Source organism: Azospira sp. MPR-E4 (assembly GCF_058809645.1).
This window is the reverse complement of record NZ_JBXAST010000011.1, coordinates 28,304-48,745: the sequence shown is the minus strand read 5'-3', so window position 1 is coordinate 48,745 and position 20,442 is coordinate 28,304. Positions and strand designations below refer to the sequence as shown.

The window sequence follows — 20,442 nt, the reverse complement described above, 5'->3', positions numbered from 1 at the left end:
CCCCGGAAAAAAATCCGGAAAAAAAAAAACGCGGCTCCGCGGAGCCGCTTTTTTTATTGCCCGGATTATTGTCCGGGCTTAGTCCAGGAGTGCCGGCAGTCCTACTGCTCCCCTTCCGGAAACACCGCCCCCCGCCGTGCCGCCATGCTGCGGCCGACGGCGGCCGCCTGCTCGGGGGACAGCAGGCGCCGCCCCAGGGGCAGCAGCTCCCGGGTTTCCAGATCGATGTGTCCCAGATAAAGCTCGGCCAGCCCTTCCACCATGGCCGCCGGCAGGGCCTCGCTGCACTCTCCCGGCTGGGCTGCGACGATGGCCTGCAGGCGGGCCAGCACCTCGTCCCGGGCCCGGTCCATGCGCCGGTGGTCGGCCAGGATGCGCTCGATGAGGGCCTCCACCTGGGCCGCCACCGCCGCTTCCCGGGCCACCGCCTGGCTCGCCCGCAGGGCGGGAAAGAGGTCATCCTCCTCGTCCGCATGGTGATGGGGAGCGGCCACGGAGAAATAGCGCAGCACACCCTGGGCCGCCTCCCGGGCGGCCTGGTCGGCGCCGTGCCGGGGCAGGTGCTGCACCAGGCGACGCAGGGTCTCGATCTGGGCCTGGATGCGACCGTGACAGGCATCCAGCATTTCCAGGGGTTCGTCGAAACTGGGGGCGGCGGCGCCCAACAGGCTGTGGCTCATGCAATTCCTTTCACAGACCGGCGAAGAAGCCGGCGGGATGACGCGTCAGGGCAACGGAAACGATATAGGCGAAACACGACAGGGCCATGACGAAAAAGATGCCCCGCACCGCCTTGCTGCGTCCCCGCTTGAGGGCCACGCTGCCGCAGCCGATGTAGGCCAGCAGGGCCAGCACCTTGGCCGTCAGCCAGCCCTGGACGAAGGGATACTGGCCGGAGAGAAAGGCCAGGGCCAGGGCGCTGCCGAGCAGCAGGGTATCCACCACATGGGGCGCCACCCGCGGCAGGCGCCCCTGCAGGCGGGGCGACTCCTGCAGCATCCAGAATCCGCGCAGGAGGAATCCGAGGCCGGAGAGGACGACGCAGGTGATGTGCAGATGCTTGAGGGCCAGGTACATGGGATGGCTCCGCGATCCGTCAGCCGGGCTGGCCGTCGGGCCGGGGCCGCAGGTACATGGCGCCGTGGCGCCGCACCCACAGGGCGAACACCAGCAGCCAGGCCAGGCTGGCCAGCCACTGCAGGTTGAAGGGGCCGGACAGGGGCAGGAACTCGCCGGCGATGCGCAGCAGGGGCACGCTCTGGAACAGCCAGAACAGGGGCCAGGTGGTCTGATCCCCGGCGTTGATGGGCCGGCCCGAATGCCCCAGGGTGACCCGGGTGACCATGCCCAGCAGCATGGAAACGAAATAGCCGATGCCGATGGCATGCAGGGGCGCCAGTCCGCCGAAGCTGCCGCCCAGCGCCAGGGCCAGCCCCTGGCAGGCATAGAGCACCAGCCCCAGGCCCAGCCAGACGGTGGCGCCATGGATCATGGCCAGCATGGGCACCGCCAGGCTGCGCCGAAGCTGCCACTTCCAGGAGAAATGAATGACCACGGCGGCGGCAACGGCGTCCGGCAGCCACAGGGCACCGTGCCAGCCGGCCAGAGCCAGCAGGGCGTGGCCGAGGAAGCAGGCCAGCACCAGCCACAGCAGGGGCATGGGCCGGTAGATGGTGTAGTTCTTCAGCACCGCTGCAGTGAAGAAGGGCAGCATGCGATGGCTGACGATGAAGAACACCGGCAGCAGGCAGCCCCACAGCCCCAGCTCGATGCCGGCCCGCACCCCGTCGCCGGCCATGGCCGCCAGGCCCCAGGCATAGGCCCAGAGGGCGACCAGACCCAGACCCAGGGCGGCCAGCAGCGCGTAGGCGTGGGAACGGTCCGGGGCGAAACCCCGGGGCTGGGGCCAGGTCACGGCCCGGGCCAGGGCGACCAAGCCCCACAGCCAGCCGAGGGACGCCACCACCAAGCCGGACACGGCCAGGGGCGCCGCCAGCAGGCCGCCCCAGAAGAGCAGCCAGCCGCCGGCCAGCAGAGCGAAGGCCGGCAGGTACTGGCCCCGCGTCAGGGCCGGGGCGCTCACCCACTTGGGCAGGGCCGTCATGAGAAAGCCGAAGATGAAGGGGGGAAACAGGCCGAACAGCATCAGGGCCCCATGCAGCCAGATGCCGGGCAGGGTCCAGGCCGGAGCCCCATAGAGGCCGGCATAGCGGCCGCCCAGGTCCGCCGCCCAGAACAGCACCGCCAGCAGGCTCTGCAGGGCGCCGAGGGCGAACATGACCCGGTGGGGGGCGCTGAAAAAGGCCTTGAACATGGAATCTCCGAAAAATCAGGCAGCCGCGGCGAGCTGCTCGCCGATATGCCGCAGGTGCCGCCGATAGACCTGCAGACAGCGCCAGAGGTTCACCAGCAGCCACAGGTTGGACAGCAGCAGGGCCAGTCCGGCCGGCCAGGCGAACCAGGCGGGGCGGACCACGGCGGCCAGCAGCAGGGCCAGGGAAGCGGCATGGGCCGCCATCTGCCGCGCCATGGCGCTCTCGGCCAGGATGCGCTTCATGTTCGGCGCCAGCACCCGGCCCTGGCCCGCGTTCTGCAGATGCAGCCAGATGAGGAAGGGCACGATCTTGTACAGCATGCCGGTGATCACGGACATGAACCCGCCCACCAGCAGGAGCATGCCCAGCAGCAGGGGCAGCCCGGGCCACAGGCCCAGGGCCGGCCACAGCTGCCCCACCGCCCACAGGGCCGCCCCGCCGACGGCGCAGGCCAGCCCCAGCCGCCAGTAGCGCTGGGTGGCATCGAGCCGGGCCCGCTTGCTGCGCACCAGCAACCACAGGGTTGCCAGGGCAAAGGTGCCGCAACCGGCCGCCACCAGGGCCGCCAGGAGGGGGGCACCGCCCCAGCCGGCCGCCTCGGCGCCGCTCCACAGGGCCAGCAGCAGGAACAGCAGGGGCGCCAGGAGCCGGGTCAGCCAGCCGGGAAAGGCCGGCGTCAGGAGGAACATGGGCACCACCACGTAGGCGACGCCGGACAGCAGCAGCACGCCCCAGCCCACCAGGCCCCAGGCCAGGTGGATGCCGGTGATTTCCAGCAGTGGCCAGGACAGCCCCCAGGCCAGGTTGACCAGCATGGACAGGCCCAGCAGCACCGTCACGCCGAGGCCGGCCACGGCCAGCTTGAGGGCCCACTGGATGGTGCTGCCCATGGGAATCTGGGCCAGGGCCCGGCCGACGGCAACGAGGAAGATGAGGACGCCGCCACCGAGACACAACAGGGCGCCCTGGAACAGTTCGCTACGGTAGGTGAGGAAGCCCCCCACCAGGAACAGCAGCCCCAGGGTGAGCAGGCCGTGCACCGCCCGGGCCACGCCCAGGGGCCGGGCCACGCCGGCGCCGGTGGCCACCGGCAGGATCTGCAGCAGGGCGCCGACCATGGTCTGCAACATGAAGCCGGCCGTCAGCAGGTGGGTGAAGGCCAGGGCGCCGGCGGTCCAGCGGGAGGCCAGCAGCTCCGGCCCGAGGAGCAGCAGGAGCAGGCCGGCGGCGGCCGCGAACAGGGGGGCGCTGAGGAAGAAGCGCAGGGGCGCCGCCAGGGGCGGGGCCTGGTCGAAGGACAGCATGGCTTGCATGGGAAGCGTCCTGGGCGGCGGCGTGACGATCAGCGGCGACGGGCCGGCGCCAGGGACCTCAGGCCGCCACCTTCCAGATGAGAATCTCCACCGTGCCGTCTTCTGCGGTCTGGGAACGGTAGGTATAGCCGTTGTTCACCAGGGTGCGGTACAGGGGATGGGGCTCCCGGTAGAGCAGGAGCAGCATCTTTTCCCCGTCCTTCAGCTCATCCAGGCCCTCCATGGTGCGCACGAAGGGTTCGGGCGGCTCCATCATGCGGGCATCCACCACCAGGGCGGCTTCGTCGCGGGCACTCATGACTGGGCACTCCCGGCGGTCTTCTGCAGCAGGGGCAGCAGCTCGCCGGCATGCCCGGCCAGATGTTCGTCGCACATGGGATACAAGACGTTTTCTTCCTTCAGGTTGTGCTGCTGCATGAGGATCAGCAGGGTCTCGGCCGCCCCCAGGTAGTCGTCCTGGTCGCCGGCGGCCAGGGCCTGGCGCGCCTCGTCCATGAGACTGCGCATCTGCACATGTTCCAGCCGCATCATCTGGGTGGGCCCCATGCGGATGCCGGTGGCCTGCTCGAAGGCGGGAAAGAGGGTTTCCTCCTCCGCCTGGAAATGGGCCAGGGTGGCTTGGCAGAAATCGGCGAAGAGCCGGGCCGGCAAGGCCGGGTCGGGTTGGGAGAGGGACTGCTCCACGGCCGCGAACAGGTCGTCGCAGCGGCGGTGGTCGCCACTCATGTAGTCTCGGATGGGGGTCATGCCTGCTTCCTCTCTGGGGTTCAGGCGGATTCTGCCCAGCCCGGCAGGAGGACTCCTTGACTGGAATCAAAAGCGCCGGACAGGTGTCCGGCGCCGGGCGAAACAGGGGGGCGGGAGGCCGTTCAGCCGCGCAGGATGCCGACCTGCAGCTCGTCGAACCAGTTGATGAAGCGCTGCACGTCGGCTCCCTGGTAGATGGCGCCGTGCTGGGGGCAGAGCATGTCGATTTCCATCTGGGCCACCCGTTCGCACCAGCGGCGCTTGGCTTCGTTGGAGCCCATCCAGCGGCGGTGGAAGCCTTCGGCGTGCTTGATGTGGCGGTCGAAATCCTCGACGAACAGACCTGCCTCCTCGGGCGGCAGCAGGGCTGCGCCGACGTCGCCGGAGAAGTACATGCGGGCCTGGCGGTCGTAGAGGTGGAAATTGCCGGAGGAATGCAGGTAGTGGGCCGGCACCGCCGTCAGGGTGAGGCCGTTGAGGCCGATCTCCATACCCTCGTCGGGAATGGGCACGAAGGTGTCGCTGGTGCCGCCGAAATGGGGAATGAAGCTCTCCCAGAGCCAGCTGGTGTAGCAGTGCATCTTGGGATTGAATTCCAGCCACATGGCCAGGGAGGAGATGATGTCCGGGTCCTGGTGGGAAGCGAACAGGCCGACCACTGCGGACGGATCGAACTCGGCCGCCAGGGCGGAGAACACCGCCGGGAAAATCTCGGCGCCGCCCGGGTCCAGGATCAGCCCCTGGACGCCGTTGGCCACCAGGTACTCATTGGTGTCGATGAGGGAATCGGGACGTTCCGGATCGCGCACGATGGCCACCCACTTGTGGGTGCCGTCCTGAAAGATGGTCTGGGTCTTTTTCATTATCTCCCCCCGAAGAAGCTGGATTTTTTCAGGGTCTCCAGGGAACCGCGGATCTCTTCGACAATGCCGTCGAACTCGCCGGAAACCTGGGCGAGGGCCCCGGCGAAGCTTTGCCCGTAGGCGGCTTCGATCTTGGCCGACTTGGCCAGCACGCCGCCCAGCTCCACCAGCTGGAAAGCATCTTCCAGGGCCAGCTTCAGCTCACGCCGCAGGCGGGAAAGGGTCTCGCGCCGCGCCTGGGCCTCCCGGTCGCGCCGGCGCAGCACCTCTTCCAGGCGGGCGTTGCCGCCGGAAAGCTGGACACCGGCCGCCAGCAGGCGGGAATAGCGGGAATGCTGCAGCAGGCGGGACACTTCCACCACGGAGGCATGGATCAGCTGGCGCAGGGACTCCATCTGGGTCCGCAGGTCCCGGGAAAAGACGCGCAATTCGTTGGAGAGAACGCCGAAGCCGAGGGCGGCACTGCCGGCCCGCTTGGCCAGGAAGATGGCGTTCAGGGCCATGATGTTGATCTTGAAGGCGACGGCCACCACCGCCTTGATCTGTTCGTTGATGCGCACGATGCGCAGCAGGTCCAGGGACGCCCCGGCAGTTCCTTCCGCGGCACGAATACCGGAAGGGGATGCCGGGTAGGTGTCGGAAACCTGCAGCGCCGTGGAGGTCATGTGAAGACGGGTTTTTCGCCAGTCAGCAGATAATGCATCAATTCTCGCACGGGGCGAATGGCGGAACCAAACGGCAGGCTGGAGGCGCCGCGGAAGAACAGGCCCTTCTGCACGTCGCCGGTGACGGCGGCAGCCAGCTGGTTGTCGATGCAGAACTGGCCGTGCTTGGGGTTGCTGTCCCGCAGGCCGCACTGCAGCAGGCAGTCCCAGGCCAGGGTGCATTTGTGCTCCTTGCCGGCGGCGGCAGCCATGAGCTTTTCTTCCCGGTTCAGGTACTTTTCCAGCCAGGGGGTCTTCACTGCCCGGGCCGGCAGGCCCGCACAACTCATGAAGTCCACCACGTCCTTGTCCTTGGCGCCGGCCAGGACCTTCTTGAATTCGATGTCGGCGTCGCCCTCTTCGGCCACGGCGAAGGCACTGCCCAGCTGCACGGCGGCGGCGCCCATGTCGATCAGCTCCCGCACCCGTTCGTGGCTGTTGATGCCGCCGGCGGGGATCAGGGGAATCTTCTCGGAAGCAATGCCCATTTCCTCGAAGGCTTCCAGCACGCCGGGGATGACCACCTCGAAGTTGAAGCGAGGATCGTTAACATCCTCCTTCTTGGCGGCACCCAGGTGGCCGCCGGCGTAGCGGGGATGTTCGATGACGATGGCGTCGGGGAGGCGGTTCTTGCGCATCCACTTCTTCAGCAGCAGCACGATGCCGCGCACGTCGGAGAGGATGGGCACCAGGGCCACGTCCGGGTAGCCCTCGGTCAGTTCGGGCAGATCCAGGGGCAGGCCGGCACCCATGACGATGGCCTCGGCGCCGGACTGACAGGACTGACGCACGTAATCCTGGTACTGGGTCACCGCCCGCATGACGTTCACGGCGATGACGCCGCGGCCCTGGGCGATGTCCTGGGCCATCTTGATTTCCCGGTCGAGGGCGATCAGGTTGGCCTTTTCGATGGCTTCCCGGTTGCGGGAACGGCCGGTCTCGGCCATCAGGTCCGGGTGGTGGCGGCGCAGATCGACGCTGGCGATGGTCCCCACCCCGTTAAGGGAGGCGACGGTACCGGCCAGGCGGTGGGCGGAAATACCGACCCCCATTCCCCCCTGGACGATGGGCACCAGGGTCTTACCTTTGATTTTGAGAGGGGGGAAAGCGGTGGAGCTCATCGAGTCTGGGGCCTAAAAACAAAGCCGCTCACGATATCACAATCCGGGATGCTTGGCTTGATCTGGATTAAGCCTTTTGTCGTAGCTCCCCCGCCGGACTTTCCCCTTCCCATGCCTGCCTCAGGGTTCCAGCACGTAGGTGCCTGGCGCCGGCGCCAGGGCCGGAAAGTCCTTGTGGGGCTTGGGCGGGGCCACCAGGGCGCCACTCTTGGGCACCAGCCACTGCACCCAGTCCTCCCACCAGCTGCCAGGACGCTTCTCGGCCGCCGCTTCCCAACGCTCGATATTCTCGCCCCGCTCCGGCTCTCCCACCCAGTAGCTGCGCTTGGGCGGATTCACCGGCGGATTGACGATGCCGAGGATGTGGCCGGAAGTGGACAGCACGAACCGGGTGGGCGCACTGACGTACTTGCGGATGCGATAGCACTGGCGCCAGGGGGCGATATGATCGTCCTCCGCCGTCACTGCATAGAGAGGCTGGGTGATGCGTTCCAGGTCGATGGCCTCACCGCCGATGGTAAGGGCATCCTTCTTCACCAGATTATTGTTGAGGTACATCTCCCGCAGGTAGTAGGAATGCATGGCGTAAGGCATGCGGGTGCTGTCCACGTTCCAGAACAGCACGTCGAAAGGCGCCAGGGGCTCGCCGTAGAGGTAGCTGTGCACGTAGTAGTGCCAGATCAGGCTGTTGGAACGCAGCATGCGGAAGGAGGACATCATTTCCTTGCCGTCGAGGTAGCCCTTCTTGGCCATGGAATCCTCGATCCACTTGACGCTGGCCGGATCCACGAAGACCTCGATGTCCCCGGGACGGGAGAAATCCGTCAGGGTGGTGAACAGGGTCCAGGAGGACACCGGCACCTTGTCGGCACTGCCGAACTTGCGGTTGGCCCAGGCCATGTAAGCCGTCAGGGTGGTACCGCCGATGCAGTAGCCCACCGCATTGACCTGAGGCACCTTGCAGATGGTGCGGGCGGCTTCCATGACCTCATGCACGCCCTCAGTCACATAGTCTTCGTAGGTGACCTGGGACATGTCCTCGGTCGGATTTTTCCAGCTGGTGATGAAAACCGTGAAGCCCTTCTCCACCAGATAGCGCACCAGGCTCTTCTTGGCGGTCAGGTCCAGAATGTAGAACTTGTTGATCCAGGGCGTGACGATGACGATGGGCTGCTTGTAAACCTGGGCCGTGGTCGGGGTGTACTGAATCAGTTCCACCAGCCGGTTGCGGAACACCACCTGGCCGGGCGTGGTTGCCAGATCGACACCGACCTTGAAGGCATCCTCATCCACCATGCGCACGGTGCCGGACTGGCTGTCCTTGAGATAGTTCTCCATGCCCTTGGCCAGGGATTCCCCCTTGCTCTCGACAAACTTGCGCAGGGCCACCGGGTTGGTCCAGAAGAAATTGGTGGGCGCCACGGCATTGAGCCATTTGCGCAGCCAGAAGGCGGCGCGGCGGCGCTCCTTGTCCGACAGGCCGGGGGTCTCGAAGTACATGTCCTCCAGCCGGTGGGTCATGGCCAGATACCACTCCTTCATGATGTCCCAGGTCGGGGACTGCTCCCATACCGGATCGGAAAAGCGGCTGTCATCCTCGTGGGGGCGCACCACATCCTCGGAAGGCAGGCCCAGGGCCCGGCGCATGACGTGGGCCTGGAGGGCCAGCAGGTCGCCGGAAAGGCCCGTCATGACGCGGCTCAGCTCCTGGGGATGCATCAGCCAGGCGGCCTGGGCATTGAGCATGGAAGTGGTGATGCCAAAAGGATCGACCTGCTTCTCCAGTTTCTCCCCCATGTCTTCCAGGGGACTGGCTCCCGAGAGGTTGATACTCTTGTGGTGCTTGGAGGAGGAAGCTGAATTGGGGTTGGCCGCCATGGTTTTCTGCCTTTTTAGGACTGACGCTGGAAGAGGAATTTTATATCAAACTATGACAGGGTCGTTGCAACGGGCTACGGCCACGTTGGCCCAGCCGTAGCGCTGTTCGATGGCATCGCGCAGGGCCTGGGCGGCCTCCGGCTCGCCATGGACGACCCGCACCTGGCCCGGCGCCCGGGAAAAGTGCCCGACCCAGTCCAGCAGCGCCTGCTGGTCCGCATGGGCGGAGAGGCCGCCGATGGTATGCACGTCCGCCCGCACCGGCACGATCTGGCCGAACAGGCGAACGGTCCGGGCCCCATCCACCAATCGACGCCCCAGAGTGCCCGCCGCCTGGAAGCCGGTGATCAGCACCGTGCTCTCGGGACGGGGCAGGTTGTAGGCCAGGTGGTGCTTGATGCGTCCCGCATCGCACATGCCGCTGGCGGAGATGATCACGGCGCCTTCCCGGATGTCGTTGAGGGCCATGGACTCTTCCACGTCGGCGGTGAAATGCACCCGCACCGCCTGGGGATTGGCTTCCTGCCAGGCCATCAGGTCCCGGGTTTCGTCGTCCCACAGATGGCGGTACTTGAGGGTGATGCGGGTGGCCGCATCGGCCATGGGGGAATCCACGTAAATCTTCAGGTGGGGCAGCCGCCCCTGCCGCACCAGGCCGCCCAGGACATAGAGGATTTCCTGGGTCCGCCCCACGGCGAAGGCGGGAATGATGATGTTGCCGCGCTTCTCGCCGAACGTGTGCTCAAAGGCCCGGATCAACTCCGCCTCGGTATCCTCCAGGGGCCGGTGCACCCGGTTGCCGTAGGTCGATTCGATGCACAGCAGGTCGGCCTCGGCGATGAACTCGGGGTCCCGCAGCACGGGGCGCCCCGGCTGCCCCAGGTCGCCAGAGAACACCAGCTTGCGCGGACCGTCGGCCGTGTCGATCTGCACCTCCAGAATGGCCGAACCCAAAATGTGGCCCGCATCCCGGAAACGCACGCTGACACCGGATGCCGGATGCAGGGGGGTGTCGTAATCGACGGCACGCAGCAGCTTCAGGCACTCCTGGGCCTGGGTCACCGTATAGAGCGGCGGCTGCAGACCCCGCCCGCCGCGGCCGGAGCGGTGGCTGCGACGCAATTGCCACTCCGACTCCTTCTCCTGGATATGGGCCGAATCGAGCAGCAGCACCTGCAGCAGGTCGGTCGTGGCGGCGGTGGCGTAGATGGGGCCGCGATAGCCCAGCATGGCCAGGCGCGGCAGCAATCCGGAATGGTCGATATGGGCGTGGGTCAGCAGGACGAAATCCAGATGGCGCACGTCAAAAGCCAGCGCGCGCTGGTTCTTGCCGTAGGCATCGCCGCCCCCCTGGAACATGCCGCAATCCACCAGGAAGCGCAGCCCTTCCATTTCCACCAGGGTGCACGACCCGGTGACCTCACCGGCCGCACCATGCATGCTGACCTGAATCTTGCCCTGCAGCGACATCGATACACTCCTTGCGTTTATGCCATTCTCGCCCCAAGAGTGGCTAGGGTTTTGACTTCCGTCAAAACTGACTTAGGATGGGGCCTAGAGATTTTTTCCCATAGAGGAGCCCCTCACATGTTCAAGCACATCCTACTCCCTACCGACGGTTCCGAACTCTCCCGCGAGACGGCCAAGAAGGCGGTCTCCTTCGCCAAGGAATGCGGCGCCCGCATTACCGCCTTCTACGCCAAGCCCGAATACCCCGTCACCTACTACGGTGAAGGCGCCCTGATCGATCCGACCACGCCGGAGAAATTTGCCGAATTGGCCGACAACCAGGCCAACGAATTCCTGGGTCAGGTGGAGCAACTCTGCCAGGCCAATGCCGTACCCTGCACCAAGGTCGCCGTCACCAGCGACATTCCCTATGAGGCCATCATTGAGACGGCCGAAAAGTCCGCCTGCGACCTCATCTTCATGGCCTCCCATGGCCGCAAGGGCATCACCGGCCTGTTACTGGGCAGCGAGACCAACAAGGTCCTGACCCACTCCAAGGTGCCGGTGCTGGTGTATCGCTGATCCCGGATCAGTTGCCGCAAATGAAAAAGGCCTGGAAATTCCAGGCCTTTTGCTTTGACGGAGACCGGATTACTTCTGACCGGGCTTCTCGTTCATTTTCTTGCTGAAATAGACGCCGAAGTAGGCGCCCATCACCACCACAAAGCCGATGGTGAAGAGACTCAGCAGACCGATATCAGTGGAAAACAATTCCTTCCAAGCCATGGTGTTACCTCCCGTTATTAACGATTAGAAGAAGAAACCGGTGCGGTCACTTTCATAGACAGCGACTCTTGCTTTTCCATTGCCCACTCGGCAGACAGACGCCAGTTGCCGGATTCGTCCTCAAGACGCACCAGCCAGCGATTGCCGACGATGGGATTATTCAATTTGCCACTATAGGCGCCCTGACCATCGGATGCCAGGGTAATTTCCTGATCGAATCCGGCCTTGGCCGGGTGGGCCAGTTTCAGGCGCACTTTCTCCGGCAGGGCCGCACCCTGGGTGCTCGTGAGCAGGACGCGGAAGCTGCCGTTGTTACCGGCGAAGACTTCCGCCTGGAGCCCCAATTCCTCGGCCCTGCGATCCCGCTGAATGACCTGGTTCACCTCCAGGCCCTGCTTGTAGTAATCGTCCGCCACCAGGCCGTCGTTGCTCTTGATGGCAAGCCAGACGGTGACGATGCCTGCCAGGATGACAGCGACAGGGCCGGCAGCCAGGATCCAGGGCCAGGGCTCGCGGTACCAGGGTTGTGCAGCAGTTCTCATAGGGGCTCGCTTGAAAAATCAGGGAAGCATGAAACTGGCCTTTTCACTGACGCGCACCTTGTCGTGATTCTGGGCCTGGATTTCAAAGAAAATATGGTTGGCACCCTTGGTACCGGACTCGGGGGGCACACGCACGGACACCAGGACCGACTCGGTGGTGGCGGCAGGCACCTCGACGATGCGCTCACCGATGATCTCGGCTCCCGGCAGCCCGCTGACGCTGAGGGCATAGCGCCGCGGCGCTTCTTCGGTGTTCATGATGCGCAGGGTGTAGATATTCTCGATGCGCCCGTCGTCGGCTTCCCGGGCCAGGGTCGCGCGGTCGCGGATGACGTCCACCTTGAGCGGAATGCGGGTACCGAGCCCCCAGGCTGTCGCCAGGATGATCATGCCGAGAATGGCGGAATAGAGCAGCACCCGGGGCCGCATCACATGGGCCACCATTTCCTTGGGCGTGTAGTGCTTGGCCAGGGCATTCTCCGTGGAGTAGCGGATCAGGCCCCGCGGATAGGACATCTTGTCCATCACCTCGTCGCAGGCGTCAATACAGGCGGAACAGCCGATGCACTCGTACTGCAGTCCGTTGCGGATATCGATACCGGTCGGACAGACCTGAACGCAGATGCCACAATCGACGCAGTCGCCCTTGCCCTCGCTACGGGGGTCAATCCCTTTCTTGCGCGCGCCCCGCGGCTCACCCCGTTCCGGGTCATAGGTGATGATCAGGGTATCCGGATCGAACATGACCCCCTGGAAACGGGCATAGGGGCACATGTACTTGCACACCTGCTCCCGCAGGAAGCCGGCCTGCATGTAGGTGAAACCGGCGTAGAACAGGATCCAGAAGATTTCCCAGGGGCCGAAGCCGAAGGAAGGAATGGAGGCCACCAGTTCCTTGACGGGGGTGAAATAGCCCACCAGGGTAAAACCGGTCCACAGCGAAAGGATCAGCCACAGGGCATGCTTGGTGGCTTTCAGGCGCAGTTTGCGCCCATCCAGCGGCCCCTTGTCCAGCTTCATGCGGGCGGGCCGGTCACCTTCGACCTTGGCTTCTATCCAGAGAAATAGTTCGGTGTAAACGGTCTGGGGGCAGGCATAGCCGCAAAAGAGCCGCCCGGCCACCGCAGTAAACAGGAACAGGGCATAGGCGGAAATGATCAGCAGCAGCGCCAGGTAAAAGACATCCTGGGGCCAGAACACCATGCCGAAAATGTAGAACTTGCGCTCGACCAGATGGAACAGGACCGCCTGGCGGCCATTCCAGTCGACCCAGCAGAGCCCGTAGAACAGGGCCTGGGTGAGGAACACCATCCCCCAACGCCAATTGTTGAAGAGGCCGGAGGCGGCCCGCACGTAGATCTTCTTGTGCTTTTCGTAGAGAGACCCGTTCGCTTCCGGTACAGCTGAATTGCCGTTCTCGATCTGGCTCATTGCTTGCTCTTAACGTTTATCAGAATCGCAGTACCGGGTCATGCCCGCACTGCGATTTTGATACAGGTCACAGCTCATACACGGTGAAAAAAAAGCGCGGCACAGAATCTCTGCACCGCGCTTCCTTTTGACTACAGCATTACTTCTTCTCGGCGCCGGACAGGCTCAGCACGTAGGCGGCCAGGATGTGCACCTTGCCTTCACCCAGGAAGTCCTTCCAAGCCGGCATGCGGTTGTTGCGGCCGTTCTTGATGGTCTCGGTGATGGTGGCCTCGGAGGAGCCGTACAGCCAGACCTTGTCGGTCAGGTTGGGGGCGCCCAGAGCCGGGGTGCCGGTAGCTTCCGGACCATGGCAGCCGGTGCAACCAACGGTACCGAAGGCTTCCTTGCCCTTAGCGGCCAGCACGGCATCGTGCGGCAGACCGGACAGGGAGCGGACGAAGTTGGCCAGGTTCTTGATGGTCTCGTCGCCCAGTTGAGCGTGAGGAGGCATCACACCGTTACGACCTTCCAGGATGGTGGTCTTGACGGTATCGGCCTCACCGCCCCACTGCCAGTCGGCATCAGCCAGGTTCGGGAAGCCCTTGGAACCGCGGGCATCAGAACCGTGACACTGGGAGCAGTAGGTCAGGAACAGGCGCTTGCCCATTTCGTTGGCTTCCTTGTCGGCAGCAACAGCCTTCAGATCCATCTTCAGGTACTTGTCGTAGATGGGACCGTAGGTGTCGTCAGCTTTCTTCACTTCAGCCTTGTACTGGCCAACGGAAGACCAACCCAGCACGCCCTGGAACTTGCCCAGGCCGGGATACAGGGCCAGATACACCAGAGCGAAGACGATGGTGATGTAGAACATCCACTTCCACCAGGCAGGCAGAGGGTTGTTGTACTCAGCCAGAGTCTCGTCCCACACGTGCCCGGTGGTATCCGTGGAGCCCTTGTGGACGCTCTGAAATTTCAAGAAAATGCCGCAGCCGATGATAGACACCAGCGAGATTACGACGACGTACAAGTTCCAAAACTCGCTAACGAAATCGCTCATGATGTTTTCCTCTCTTCTTTGCGGGAGAGATCGGTGATCACTTCCGCATCGTCATCTGCGAAGGGCAAGTTGGCCGCTTCGTCAAAGCCCTTGCGGGCCCCCTTGCCATAAGCCCACCAGACGATGCCGACGAACGACATAAATGCCAGCACCGTCACGATGGAACGCAGATCGTTGATGTCCATACCTTACTTAGTGTTCTTCAGGGCAGTGCCCATGCCTTGGAGGTAGGCGATCAGAACGTCGAGCTCGGTCTTGTCGCCAATCTCGGCCTTGGCACCGGCAATCTCCGCGTCGGTGTAAGGAACACCGACCTTGCGCAGAGCCCGCATCTTGGCCTCGATGTCGGCACCCACGCTGTCCTTGGCCTTGCTCTTGGCCAGGAAGGGGTAAGCCGGCATGTTGGACTCAGGAACGACATCGCGAGGATTGTTCAGGTGAGCAACGTGCCACTCGTTGGAGTAACGCTCGCCAACACGGGCCAGATCGGGACCGGTACGCTTGGAACCCCACTGGAACGGGTGGTCATAAACGAACTCACCAGCAACAGAGTAGTGACCATAGCGCTCGGTCTCGGCCCGGAACGGACGGACCATCTGGGAGTGGCAGTTGTAGCAGCCTTCCCGGATATACACATCGCGGCCAGCCAGGCGGACGGGATCGTAAGGCTTCACGCCTTCAACCGCCTGGGTCGTGGACTTCTGGAAGAAGAGCGGAACGATTTCCAGAGCGCCACCGAAACTGATCACGATGACGGTCAGAACGATCAGCCAACCAGCGTTCTTTTCGATTTGTTCATGCGTAAGCATTTGTAGCGTTCTCCCTGATTAAGCGTGATGAGCGGCAGGGGCCATGATGCGCTCGTCGGCGCCTTGGCTCTGACCGATGGTCTTCAGCACGTTGTAGAACATGATCAGCATACCGCCCAGGAACAGAACACCACCAACCAGACGGATGGTCCAGAACGGGTAGGAGCCCTTCACCGCTTCGACGAAGCTGTAGGTCAGGGTGCCATCAGGGTTGAAGGCGCGCCACATCAGGCCTTGCATCACACCGGCGATCCACATGGAAGCGATGTACAGCACCACGCCGATGGTAGCGATCCAGAAGTGCACGGTGACCAGCTTGACGCTGTACATCTGCTTGGCGCCGAACAGGCGGGGGATCAGGTAGTACAGGGAGCCAACGGAAACCATCGCCACCCAGCCCAGAGCACCAGCATGCACGTGACCAACGGTCCAGTCAGTGTAGTGGGACAGGGCATTCACGGACTTCACGGACATCATCGGACCTTCGAAGGTCGACATACCGTAGAAAGACAGGGAAGTGATCAGGAACTTCAGGATGGGATCGTCACGCAGCTTATGCCAGGCGCCGGACAGGGTCATGATGCCGTTGATCATACCGCCCCAGGAGGGAGCCAGCAGGATCAGGGAGAACAGCATGCCGATGGACTGGGTCCAGTCGGGCAGGGCGGTGTAGTGCAGATGGTGAGGACCTGCCCACATGTAGGTGAAGATCAGAGCCCAGAAGTGCACCACGGACAGGCGATAGGAGTAAACCGGACGCTCAGCCTGCTTCGGCACGAAGTAGTACATCATGCCCAGGAAGCCGGCGGTCAGGAAGAAGCCCACCGCATTGTGGCCGTACCACCACTGCACCATGGCATCCTGCACGCCGGCGTAGGCGGAGTAGGACTTCAGCATGGAGACCGGGATTTCGGCGCTGTTCACCAGGTGCAGCAGAGCCACAGCCAGGATCATGCCGCCGTAGAACCAGTTGGCAACGTAGATGTGGCTAACCTTGCGCTTGATCAGGGTACCGAAGAACACCAGGGCGTAGGCAACCCACACCAGGGTGATCAGGATATCGATCGGCCATTCCAGTTCGGCATATTCCTTGCCGGTGGTGATACCCAGGGGCAGGCTAACAGCAGCCAGCAGGATGACGATCTGCCAGCCCCAGAACGTAAAGGCGGCCAGTCCGTCGGAGAACAGACGAGTGTGGCAGGTACGCTGCGCCACCCAGTAGGAGGTTGCAAACAGCGCACAACCGCCAAAAGCGAAAATCACTGCATTGGTATGCAGCGGACGAAGACGACCATAGGTCAACCAGGGCCCGAAATTGAGCTCCGGCCAGACCAGCTGGGCGGCAATGATGACACCGACAAGCATGCCAACAATGCCCCAGACTACGGTCATGATGGCAAATTGCCGTACTACCTTATAGTTGTATGTGGATTGCGTTTCCGACATGGACCCACCTCTCGACTAGGAAAAGATAATCTTCATGCCACCTCCCTATGAACCCTTGGGCAGCATCGCAGGGATGCTATTGTAGCGGAGCCCCGCGCCTTTTGACATAGATCAAGCCGTCTCGCACAAAGTCAAAAAGGCGGCGGACCACATCAAAAAAATGGGCAAAAAAAAGGGTGCGTTACAAACGCACCCCAACCCCAACAGAGAAACAAACTTGGCGAAGCCCCCAACAAAATGAGGGACTTCCAAAACGAGAAGGATTCTCTCTGATGCCCCGTTTGGGATTGTTGACCCAGATCAAACCTGGGTTATTTCTCCCCCGCTCCCTCCTCCGCTCCCTTGGCAGCCGCCGCCCCATCCCGCTTCCCGGGCAGTTCGTCGTCCATCAGGATGCGGTAGGCAGGGCCCTCCAGATCGTCGAACTGGCCGTTGCGCACCGACCACCAGAAGGCGACGCCAATGGCGAAGACCAGAACGACCGAGAGGGGAATCAGCAGATACAGGCTTTCCATGGACGAAACTCCGCTAAAGGGGGCGTTGCAGCCGCAGGGAATTGAGCACTACCAGCAGGGAACTGCCGGACATGCCGATGCCGGCCATCCAGGGCGTGATGAAACCGAACATGGCCAGGGGCAGGGCGATGAAATTATAGGCAAAGGACCATACCAGGTTCTGCCGGATGATGCGTAGCGCCTTGCCGGAAAGGGCAATGCCGCGCCGCAGATGATCCAGGTTCTCCGACAGCAGGATCAGGTCGGCCTGGGTCCGCGCCAGCTGGGCGCCGCCGCCCATGGCCACGGATACCTGGGCCTGGGCCAGGACCGGGGCGTCGTTAACCCCATCCCCCACCATGGCCACCACGGCGCCGGCCTCCTGCAGGCGGGAGACAAAATCGTGCTTGCCTTGGGGCGAGACACCGCCATGGACGTCCTGGATGCCGAGCAGGGCGGCCACCCGGGCTGCCGCCTCCGGGGCATCGCCGGAAAGCAGCACCACCTGGCGCCCCGAGGCCAGCAGATCGGCCACCAGGGCCGGCGCCTCGGCCCGGATCTCGTCCCCCAGGGCGAACAGGGCAATCCAGCCGCTCGCCGCCCCCAGGGCAATCACCGTATCGCCCCGGGCGGCAAGGCCCCGGGCAGAGTCAGGCAGGGCAGCCCCCACCAGCTCGGCGACGAAGTCGGGACGGCCGATACGGTATTCGACACCGCCCAGCACCCCGGAAATGCCGCTCCCCGGAATACTGGTGACGACTTCGGTGCCATGGGGCCAGGCGGCCAGCTGCGCCGCCTCGCTGCGGAATACCTGGGCGATGGGATGCTCGGAAGCCCCTTCCAGCGCTCCCGCCAGCCGCAAACTGTCCTCGGCGCCGACAGCCCCGAGCGGCAGGACCTCCAGCAGGCGCATGCGGCCCGAGGTCAGGGTACCGGTCTTGTCGAAGACGACATGGGTGGAGCGGGCCAGGGTCTCGATGGCATGACCCCGGGTCACCAGCAGCCCTTCCCGGGCCAGCACACCGCTGGCCACCGTAAGGGCGATCGGGGTGGCCAGGGACAGGGCGCAGGGGCAGGTCACCACCAGCACGGAAACGGTGATCCACAGGGCCCGGGCCGGATCGATGAACCACCAGGCCAGGGCGACGGCCGCCGCCACCAGCAGCAGGGCGGCGACAAAACGGCTGGCGATGCGATCAGCCATCTCGACGATCCGCGGCTTTTCCATGGCCGCCCGTTCCATGAGGCGCACGATGGCGGAGAGCCGGGTGCCCTCCCCTACCTGTTCGACCCGTACCACCAGGGGGCTTTCCACATTGATGGCGCCGCCGGTGACTGTATCTCCGACCCGCTTGGACACCGGCAGGCTCTCGCCGGTGAGGAGCGATTCATTGACCGAACTCGTCCCTTCCAGCACCCGCCCGTCGGAGGGAATGGTGCCGCCGGGACGCACCAGGACGACATCCCCCGCCTGCAGGTCGACCACCACCACCTTGCCCGGCGTGCGGTCCTGGGGATAGGCGACGAGGCGCTCGGCAAAGGCCGGCAGCAGCTTGGCCAGGGCTTCGGTGACGCCGACGGCACGCTGGCGCGCATTCATTTCCAGGAATCGCCCGCCCAGCAGGAAAAACACGAACATAGTCACCGAGTCGAAATAGACCTCGCCATCGGCAACGAAAGTGGCCCAGATGCTGGCGGCGAAGGCCGAACCGACGCCCAGGGCCACCGGCACGTCCATGCCGACCCGGCGGAACTTGAGGTCGCGCCAGGCATTGCGGAAGAAGGGGGCCGCCGAATAGAAAACCACCGGCAGGGTCAGCAGCAGGCTGGCCCAACGCATCAGGGATTCGATGTCCGCCGTCATGTCCCCTTCCGCCATATAGACGGGGATGGCGTACATCATCACCTGCATCATGCCGAAACCAGCCACCCAGACGCGCCACAGGGCGTCCCGGCGTTCCTTGCGGGCCAGCTCCTCGGTCCGGGCCGGATCATAGGGGTAGGCCCGGTAGCCGATGGCCGAGATGGCCGCCAGGATGTCGGAAAGCTTGATCTTGCTCTCGTCCCAGCGCACCCGGGCGCGGCGCGTGGTGTAGTTGATATCCACCCCGGCAACCCCGGGCAGATGGGAGATGTGCTGTTCGTTGAGCCAGATGCAGGCGGCGCAGGTAATGCCTTCCAGGATCAGGGAGGCTTCCCGCTCGTTCTCGCCCAGGGCGCGCACGAAACTTTTCTGGAAATCGGCGTGGTCAAAGAGGCGCAGGTTGTCCAGCACCTCGGGCAGTGCTTCCCGCTTCGATTCGGGCAGGGCATCCCGGTTGCGGTAGTAGTCGTCCAGGCCGTTGTCCACGATGGCCTGGGCCACCGCCTGGCAACCGATACAACACATGGCACGGGGAGATTCGGAGACCCGGACCGTCAGATCGACGTCATCCGGAACGGGCTGACCACAGTGGTAACAGGCGCCTTTGCTCATGGCTCGCAAATAAGAAAGGCGCGAGCATTGCCCGCGCCTTTGGGTGGGACTGACAGGCCCGCAGTATAAGTTATTTCGCCGCCATGCGAATGGCGCCGTCCAGACGGATCACTTCGCCATTGAGGTAGGAGTTCTCCACGATGTGGCGCACCAGGGCAGCGTATTCGGCCGGTTTACCCATGCGGGAGGGGAACGGCACCATCTTGCCCAGGGAGTCCTGCACTTCCTGGGGCATGCCCATGAGCATGGGGGTTTCCATGATGCCGGGGGCGATGGTCATGACGCGGATGCCGCTGCGGGCCAGTTCCCGGGCGATGGGCAGGGTCATGGCTACGACGCCGCCCTTGGAGGCGGCATAGGCAGCCTGGCCCAGCTGCCCGTCGAAGGCAGCCACGGAGGCGGTGCTGACGATGACGCCGCGCTCGCCCTGGGCATTGGGTTCGCCCTTGGCCATGACTTCGGTGGCCAGGCGGATCATGTTGAAGGAGCCCACCAGGTTGATGTTGATGACCTTGGCAAAGCTCTCCAGGCGATGGGGACCTTCCTTGCCCAGCACCTTCTCCGCCGGCGCCACGCCGGCGCAGTTCACCAGGCCATTGAGCTTGCCGAAGGTGGAGACGGCCAGTTCGATGGCCGCCTTGGCGCTGGCTTCATTGGTTACGTCGGTTTCGGCGAAGCGGGCATTGGCGCCCAGTTCCGCCGCCAGGGCCTCGCCGGCTGCCTTGTTCACGTCGGCCAGGACCACCTTGCCGCCGCCGGCCACGATCATGCGGGCCGTCGCGGCACCCAGGCCGGAACCACCGCCGGTAACAACGAATACGCTCTCTTTGAGTTCCATATTGTGTTCTCCTCGTCCTCAAATTAATGACCGACGGATTCTATAGCATTTCCAGACGGTAGCGTATGGAGACGACGGCAAAATTTGGTACTCCTCCCAGACAAATTCAGGCGCCCAGGCAGAAAACGGGAAAGCACAAAATGCAGTTACAGAAAAGCAAAAAGCCGCACAGGGCGGCTTTTTCACTGCTG

Annotated in this window: 22 protein-coding genes; 1 reads left to right on the top strand and 21 read right to left on the bottom strand. The window is 63.9% G+C overall.

Annotated features, from left to right (window positions below; genetic code table 11):
- Nucleotides 1–101 precede the first annotated feature (101 nt).
- From AC1RTA_RS05595 to AC1RTA_RS05545, 11 genes are all read right to left on the bottom strand, one after another.
- A complete protein-coding gene (locus AC1RTA_RS05595) occupies nucleotides 102–680 on the bottom strand; it encodes a hemerythrin domain-containing protein (protein WP_014236731.1) in 579 nt (192 codons plus the stop codon).
- Between the two features lie 10 nt (nucleotides 681–690).
- The gene (locus tag AC1RTA_RS05590; protein ID WP_014236730.1) at nucleotides 691–1,077 is read right to left on the bottom strand and encodes a SirB2 family protein; all 387 of its coding nucleotides are present in this window, start codon (nucleotides 1,075–1,077) and stop codon (nucleotides 691–693) included.
- 19 nt (nucleotides 1,078–1,096) lie between these two features.
- Nucleotides 1,097–2,314, bottom strand: a complete 1,218-nt coding sequence (locus tag AC1RTA_RS05585; protein ID WP_492784175.1) for an NnrS family protein — start codon at nucleotides 2,312–2,314, stop codon at nucleotides 1,097–1,099.
- A gap of 15 nt (nucleotides 2,315–2,329) precedes the next feature.
- Complete coding sequence (locus AC1RTA_RS05580) at nucleotides 2,330–3,628, bottom strand: hypothetical protein (RefSeq protein ID WP_492784174.1); 1,299 nt, start codon at nucleotides 3,626–3,628, stop codon at nucleotides 2,330–2,332.
- Nucleotides 3,629–3,686: 58 nt separating this feature from the next.
- Entirely contained in the window at nucleotides 3,687–3,926 is a 240-nt protein-coding gene (locus AC1RTA_RS05575; protein ID WP_152090671.1) for a DUF2249 domain-containing protein, read from the bottom strand.
- On the bottom strand, nucleotides 3,923–4,375 hold the full coding sequence (locus tag AC1RTA_RS05570; protein WP_492784173.1) for a hemerythrin domain-containing protein: 453 nt from the start codon (nucleotides 4,373–4,375) through the stop codon (nucleotides 3,923–3,925). Before AC1RTA_RS05570 ends, AC1RTA_RS05575 begins: the two co-directional genes overlap by 4 nt.
- 122 nt (nucleotides 4,376–4,497) lie before the next feature.
- Complete coding sequence (locus tag AC1RTA_RS05565; protein ID WP_014236725.1) at nucleotides 4,498–5,238, bottom strand: oxygen-binding di-iron domain-containing protein; 741 nt, start codon at nucleotides 5,236–5,238, stop codon at nucleotides 4,498–4,500.
- Nucleotides 5,238–5,903, bottom strand: a complete 666-nt coding sequence (locus AC1RTA_RS05560) for a chemotaxis protein (protein WP_130460032.1) — start codon at nucleotides 5,901–5,903, stop codon at nucleotides 5,238–5,240. The genes AC1RTA_RS05565 and AC1RTA_RS05560 overlap by 1 nt, the downstream gene beginning before the upstream one ends.
- Nucleotides 5,900–7,063, bottom strand: a complete 1,164-nt coding sequence (locus AC1RTA_RS05555) for an NAD(P)H-dependent flavin oxidoreductase (RefSeq protein ID WP_014236723.1) — start codon at nucleotides 7,061–7,063, stop codon at nucleotides 5,900–5,902. Before AC1RTA_RS05555 ends, AC1RTA_RS05560 begins: the two co-directional genes overlap by 4 nt.
- Before the next feature lie 120 nt (nucleotides 7,064–7,183).
- Nucleotides 7,184–8,941, bottom strand: a complete 1,758-nt coding sequence (locus AC1RTA_RS05550; RefSeq protein ID WP_492784172.1) for a PHA/PHB synthase family protein — start codon at nucleotides 8,939–8,941, stop codon at nucleotides 7,184–7,186.
- 45 nt (nucleotides 8,942–8,986) lie between these two features.
- Nucleotides 8,987–10,411: an MBL fold metallo-hydrolase RNA specificity domain-containing protein gene (locus AC1RTA_RS05545; RefSeq protein ID WP_232058813.1), complete on the bottom strand. Its 1,425-nt coding sequence runs from the start codon at nucleotides 10,409–10,411 to the stop codon at nucleotides 8,987–8,989.
- A gap of 117 nt (nucleotides 10,412–10,528) precedes the next feature.
- Here AC1RTA_RS05545 and AC1RTA_RS05540 point away from each other — a divergent pair, with 117 nt between their 5' ends.
- On the top strand, nucleotides 10,529–10,972 hold the full coding sequence (locus tag AC1RTA_RS05540; protein ID WP_130460033.1) for a universal stress protein: 444 nt from the start codon (nucleotides 10,529–10,531) through the stop codon (nucleotides 10,970–10,972).
- Nucleotides 10,973–11,041: 69 nt separating this feature from the next.
- Here AC1RTA_RS05540 and AC1RTA_RS05535 read toward each other — a convergent pair whose 3' ends face one another.
- The 10 genes from AC1RTA_RS05535 to AC1RTA_RS05490 form a co-directional block, all read right to left on the bottom strand.
- Nucleotides 11,042–11,176, bottom strand: coding sequence for a DUF3149 domain-containing protein (locus AC1RTA_RS05535; RefSeq protein WP_014236719.1), 135 nt, complete (start codon nucleotides 11,174–11,176; stop codon nucleotides 11,042–11,044).
- A gap of 17 nt (nucleotides 11,177–11,193) precedes the next feature.
- Nucleotides 11,194–11,718 (bottom strand): FixH family protein, encoded by a 525-nt coding sequence (locus AC1RTA_RS05530; protein WP_130460034.1) that lies wholly within the window; start codon nucleotides 11,716–11,718, stop codon nucleotides 11,194–11,196.
- A gap of 18 nt (nucleotides 11,719–11,736) precedes the next feature.
- On the bottom strand, nucleotides 11,737–13,149 hold the full coding sequence (ccoG, locus tag AC1RTA_RS05525) for a cytochrome c oxidase accessory protein CcoG (RefSeq protein WP_492784171.1): 1,413 nt from the start codon (nucleotides 13,147–13,149) through the stop codon (nucleotides 11,737–11,739).
- 139 nt (nucleotides 13,150–13,288) lie between these two features.
- Nucleotides 13,289–14,188, bottom strand: a complete 900-nt coding sequence (gene ccoP, locus AC1RTA_RS05520; RefSeq protein WP_014236716.1) for a cytochrome-c oxidase, cbb3-type subunit III — start codon at nucleotides 14,186–14,188, stop codon at nucleotides 13,289–13,291.
- On the bottom strand, nucleotides 14,185–14,373 hold the full coding sequence (locus AC1RTA_RS05515) for a CcoQ/FixQ family Cbb3-type cytochrome c oxidase assembly chaperone (RefSeq protein WP_014236715.1): 189 nt from the start codon (nucleotides 14,371–14,373) through the stop codon (nucleotides 14,185–14,187). Before AC1RTA_RS05515 ends, ccoP begins: the two co-directional genes overlap by 4 nt.
- Before the next feature lie 3 nt (nucleotides 14,374–14,376).
- On the bottom strand, nucleotides 14,377–14,997 hold the full coding sequence (gene ccoO / locus AC1RTA_RS05510; protein ID WP_014236714.1) for a cytochrome-c oxidase, cbb3-type subunit II: 621 nt from the start codon (nucleotides 14,995–14,997) through the stop codon (nucleotides 14,377–14,379).
- A gap of 18 nt (nucleotides 14,998–15,015) precedes the next feature.
- Nucleotides 15,016–16,443 (bottom strand): cytochrome-c oxidase, cbb3-type subunit I, encoded by a 1,428-nt coding sequence (gene ccoN / locus AC1RTA_RS05505; protein ID WP_014236713.1) that lies wholly within the window; start codon nucleotides 16,441–16,443, stop codon nucleotides 15,016–15,018.
- A 311-nt stretch (nucleotides 16,444–16,754) separates the two neighbouring features.
- Nucleotides 16,755–16,958, bottom strand: coding sequence for a cbb3-type cytochrome oxidase assembly protein CcoS (gene ccoS / locus AC1RTA_RS05500; RefSeq protein ID WP_492784170.1), 204 nt, complete (start codon nucleotides 16,956–16,958; stop codon nucleotides 16,755–16,757).
- Nucleotides 16,959–16,971: 13 nt separating this feature from the next.
- Complete coding sequence (locus AC1RTA_RS05495) at nucleotides 16,972–19,413, bottom strand: heavy metal translocating P-type ATPase (protein WP_492784169.1); 2,442 nt, start codon at nucleotides 19,411–19,413, stop codon at nucleotides 16,972–16,974.
- A 70-nt stretch (nucleotides 19,414–19,483) separates the two neighbouring features.
- Nucleotides 19,484–20,251 carry a 3-hydroxyacyl-CoA dehydrogenase gene (locus tag AC1RTA_RS05490; protein ID WP_492784168.1) on the bottom strand — a complete coding sequence of 256 codons (768 nt, stop codon included), beginning with the start codon at nucleotides 20,249–20,251 and terminating at the stop codon, nucleotides 19,484–19,486.
- Nucleotides 20,252–20,442 lie beyond the last annotated feature (191 nt).

What these genes read in the sequence shown, in the direction of transcription:
- AC1RTA_RS05595 (WP_014236731.1), bottom strand. Translation starts at nt 680, where the DNA reads ATGAGCCACAGCCTGTTGGGCGCCGCCGCCCCCAGTTTCGACGAACCC.
- AC1RTA_RS05590 (WP_014236730.1), bottom strand. Translation starts at nt 1,077, where the DNA reads ATGTACCTGGCCCTCAAGCATCTGCACATCACCTGCGTCGTCCTCTCC.
- AC1RTA_RS05585 (WP_492784175.1), bottom strand. Translation starts at nt 2,314, where the DNA reads ATGTTCAAGGCCTTTTTCAGCGCCCCCCACCGGGTCATGTTCGCCCTC.
- AC1RTA_RS05580 (WP_492784174.1), bottom strand. Translation starts at nt 3,628, where the DNA reads ATGCAAGCCATGCTGTCCTTCGACCAGGCCCCGCCCCTGGCGGCGCCC.
- AC1RTA_RS05575 (WP_152090671.1), bottom strand. Translation starts at nt 3,926, where the DNA reads ATGAGTGCCCGCGACGAAGCCGCCCTGGTGGTGGATGCCCGCATGATG.
- AC1RTA_RS05570 (WP_492784173.1), bottom strand. Translation starts at nt 4,375, where the DNA reads ATGACCCCCATCCGAGACTACATGAGTGGCGACCACCGCCGCTGCGAC.
- AC1RTA_RS05565 (WP_014236725.1), bottom strand. Translation starts at nt 5,238, where the DNA reads ATGAAAAAGACCCAGACCATCTTTCAGGACGGCACCCACAAGTGGGTG.
- AC1RTA_RS05560 (WP_130460032.1), bottom strand. Translation starts at nt 5,903, where the DNA reads ATGACCTCCACGGCGCTGCAGGTTTCCGACACCTACCCGGCATCCCCT.
- AC1RTA_RS05555 (WP_014236723.1), bottom strand. Translation starts at nt 7,063, where the DNA reads ATGAGCTCCACCGCTTTCCCCCCTCTCAAAATCAAAGGTAAGACCCTG.
- AC1RTA_RS05550 (WP_492784172.1), bottom strand. Translation starts at nt 8,941, where the DNA reads ATGGCGGCCAACCCCAATTCAGCTTCCTCCTCCAAGCACCACAAGAGT.
- AC1RTA_RS05545 (WP_232058813.1), bottom strand. Translation starts at nt 10,411, where the DNA reads ATGTCGCTGCAGGGCAAGATTCAGGTCAGCATGCATGGTGCGGCCGGT.
- AC1RTA_RS05540 (WP_130460033.1), top strand. Translation starts at nt 10,529, where the DNA reads ATGTTCAAGCACATCCTACTCCCTACCGACGGTTCCGAACTCTCCCGC.
- AC1RTA_RS05535 (WP_014236719.1), bottom strand. Translation starts at nt 11,176, where the DNA reads ATGGCTTGGAAGGAATTGTTTTCCACTGATATCGGTCTGCTGAGTCTC.
- AC1RTA_RS05530 (WP_130460034.1), bottom strand. Translation starts at nt 11,718, where the DNA reads ATGAGAACTGCTGCACAACCCTGGTACCGCGAGCCCTGGCCCTGGATC.
- ccoG (WP_492784171.1), bottom strand. Translation starts at nt 13,149, where the DNA reads ATGAGCCAGATCGAGAACGGCAATTCAGCTGTACCGGAAGCGAACGGG.
- ccoP (WP_014236716.1), bottom strand. Translation starts at nt 14,188, where the DNA reads ATGAGCGATTTCGTTAGCGAGTTTTGGAACTTGTACGTCGTCGTAATC.
- AC1RTA_RS05515 (WP_014236715.1), bottom strand. Translation starts at nt 14,373, where the DNA reads ATGGACATCAACGATCTGCGTTCCATCGTGACGGTGCTGGCATTTATG.
- ccoO (WP_014236714.1), bottom strand. Translation starts at nt 14,997, where the DNA reads ATGCTTACGCATGAACAAATCGAAAAGAACGCTGGTTGGCTGATCGTT.
- ccoN (WP_014236713.1), bottom strand. Translation starts at nt 16,443, where the DNA reads ATGTCGGAAACGCAATCCACATACAACTATAAGGTAGTACGGCAATTT.
- ccoS (WP_492784170.1), bottom strand. Translation starts at nt 16,958, where the DNA reads ATGGAAAGCCTGTATCTGCTGATTCCCCTCTCGGTCGTTCTGGTCTTC.
- AC1RTA_RS05495 (WP_492784169.1), bottom strand. Translation starts at nt 19,413, where the DNA reads ATGAGCAAAGGCGCCTGTTACCACTGTGGTCAGCCCGTTCCGGATGAC.
- AC1RTA_RS05490 (WP_492784168.1), bottom strand. Translation starts at nt 20,251, where the DNA reads ATGGAACTCAAAGAGAGCGTATTCGTTGTTACCGGCGGTGGTTCCGGC.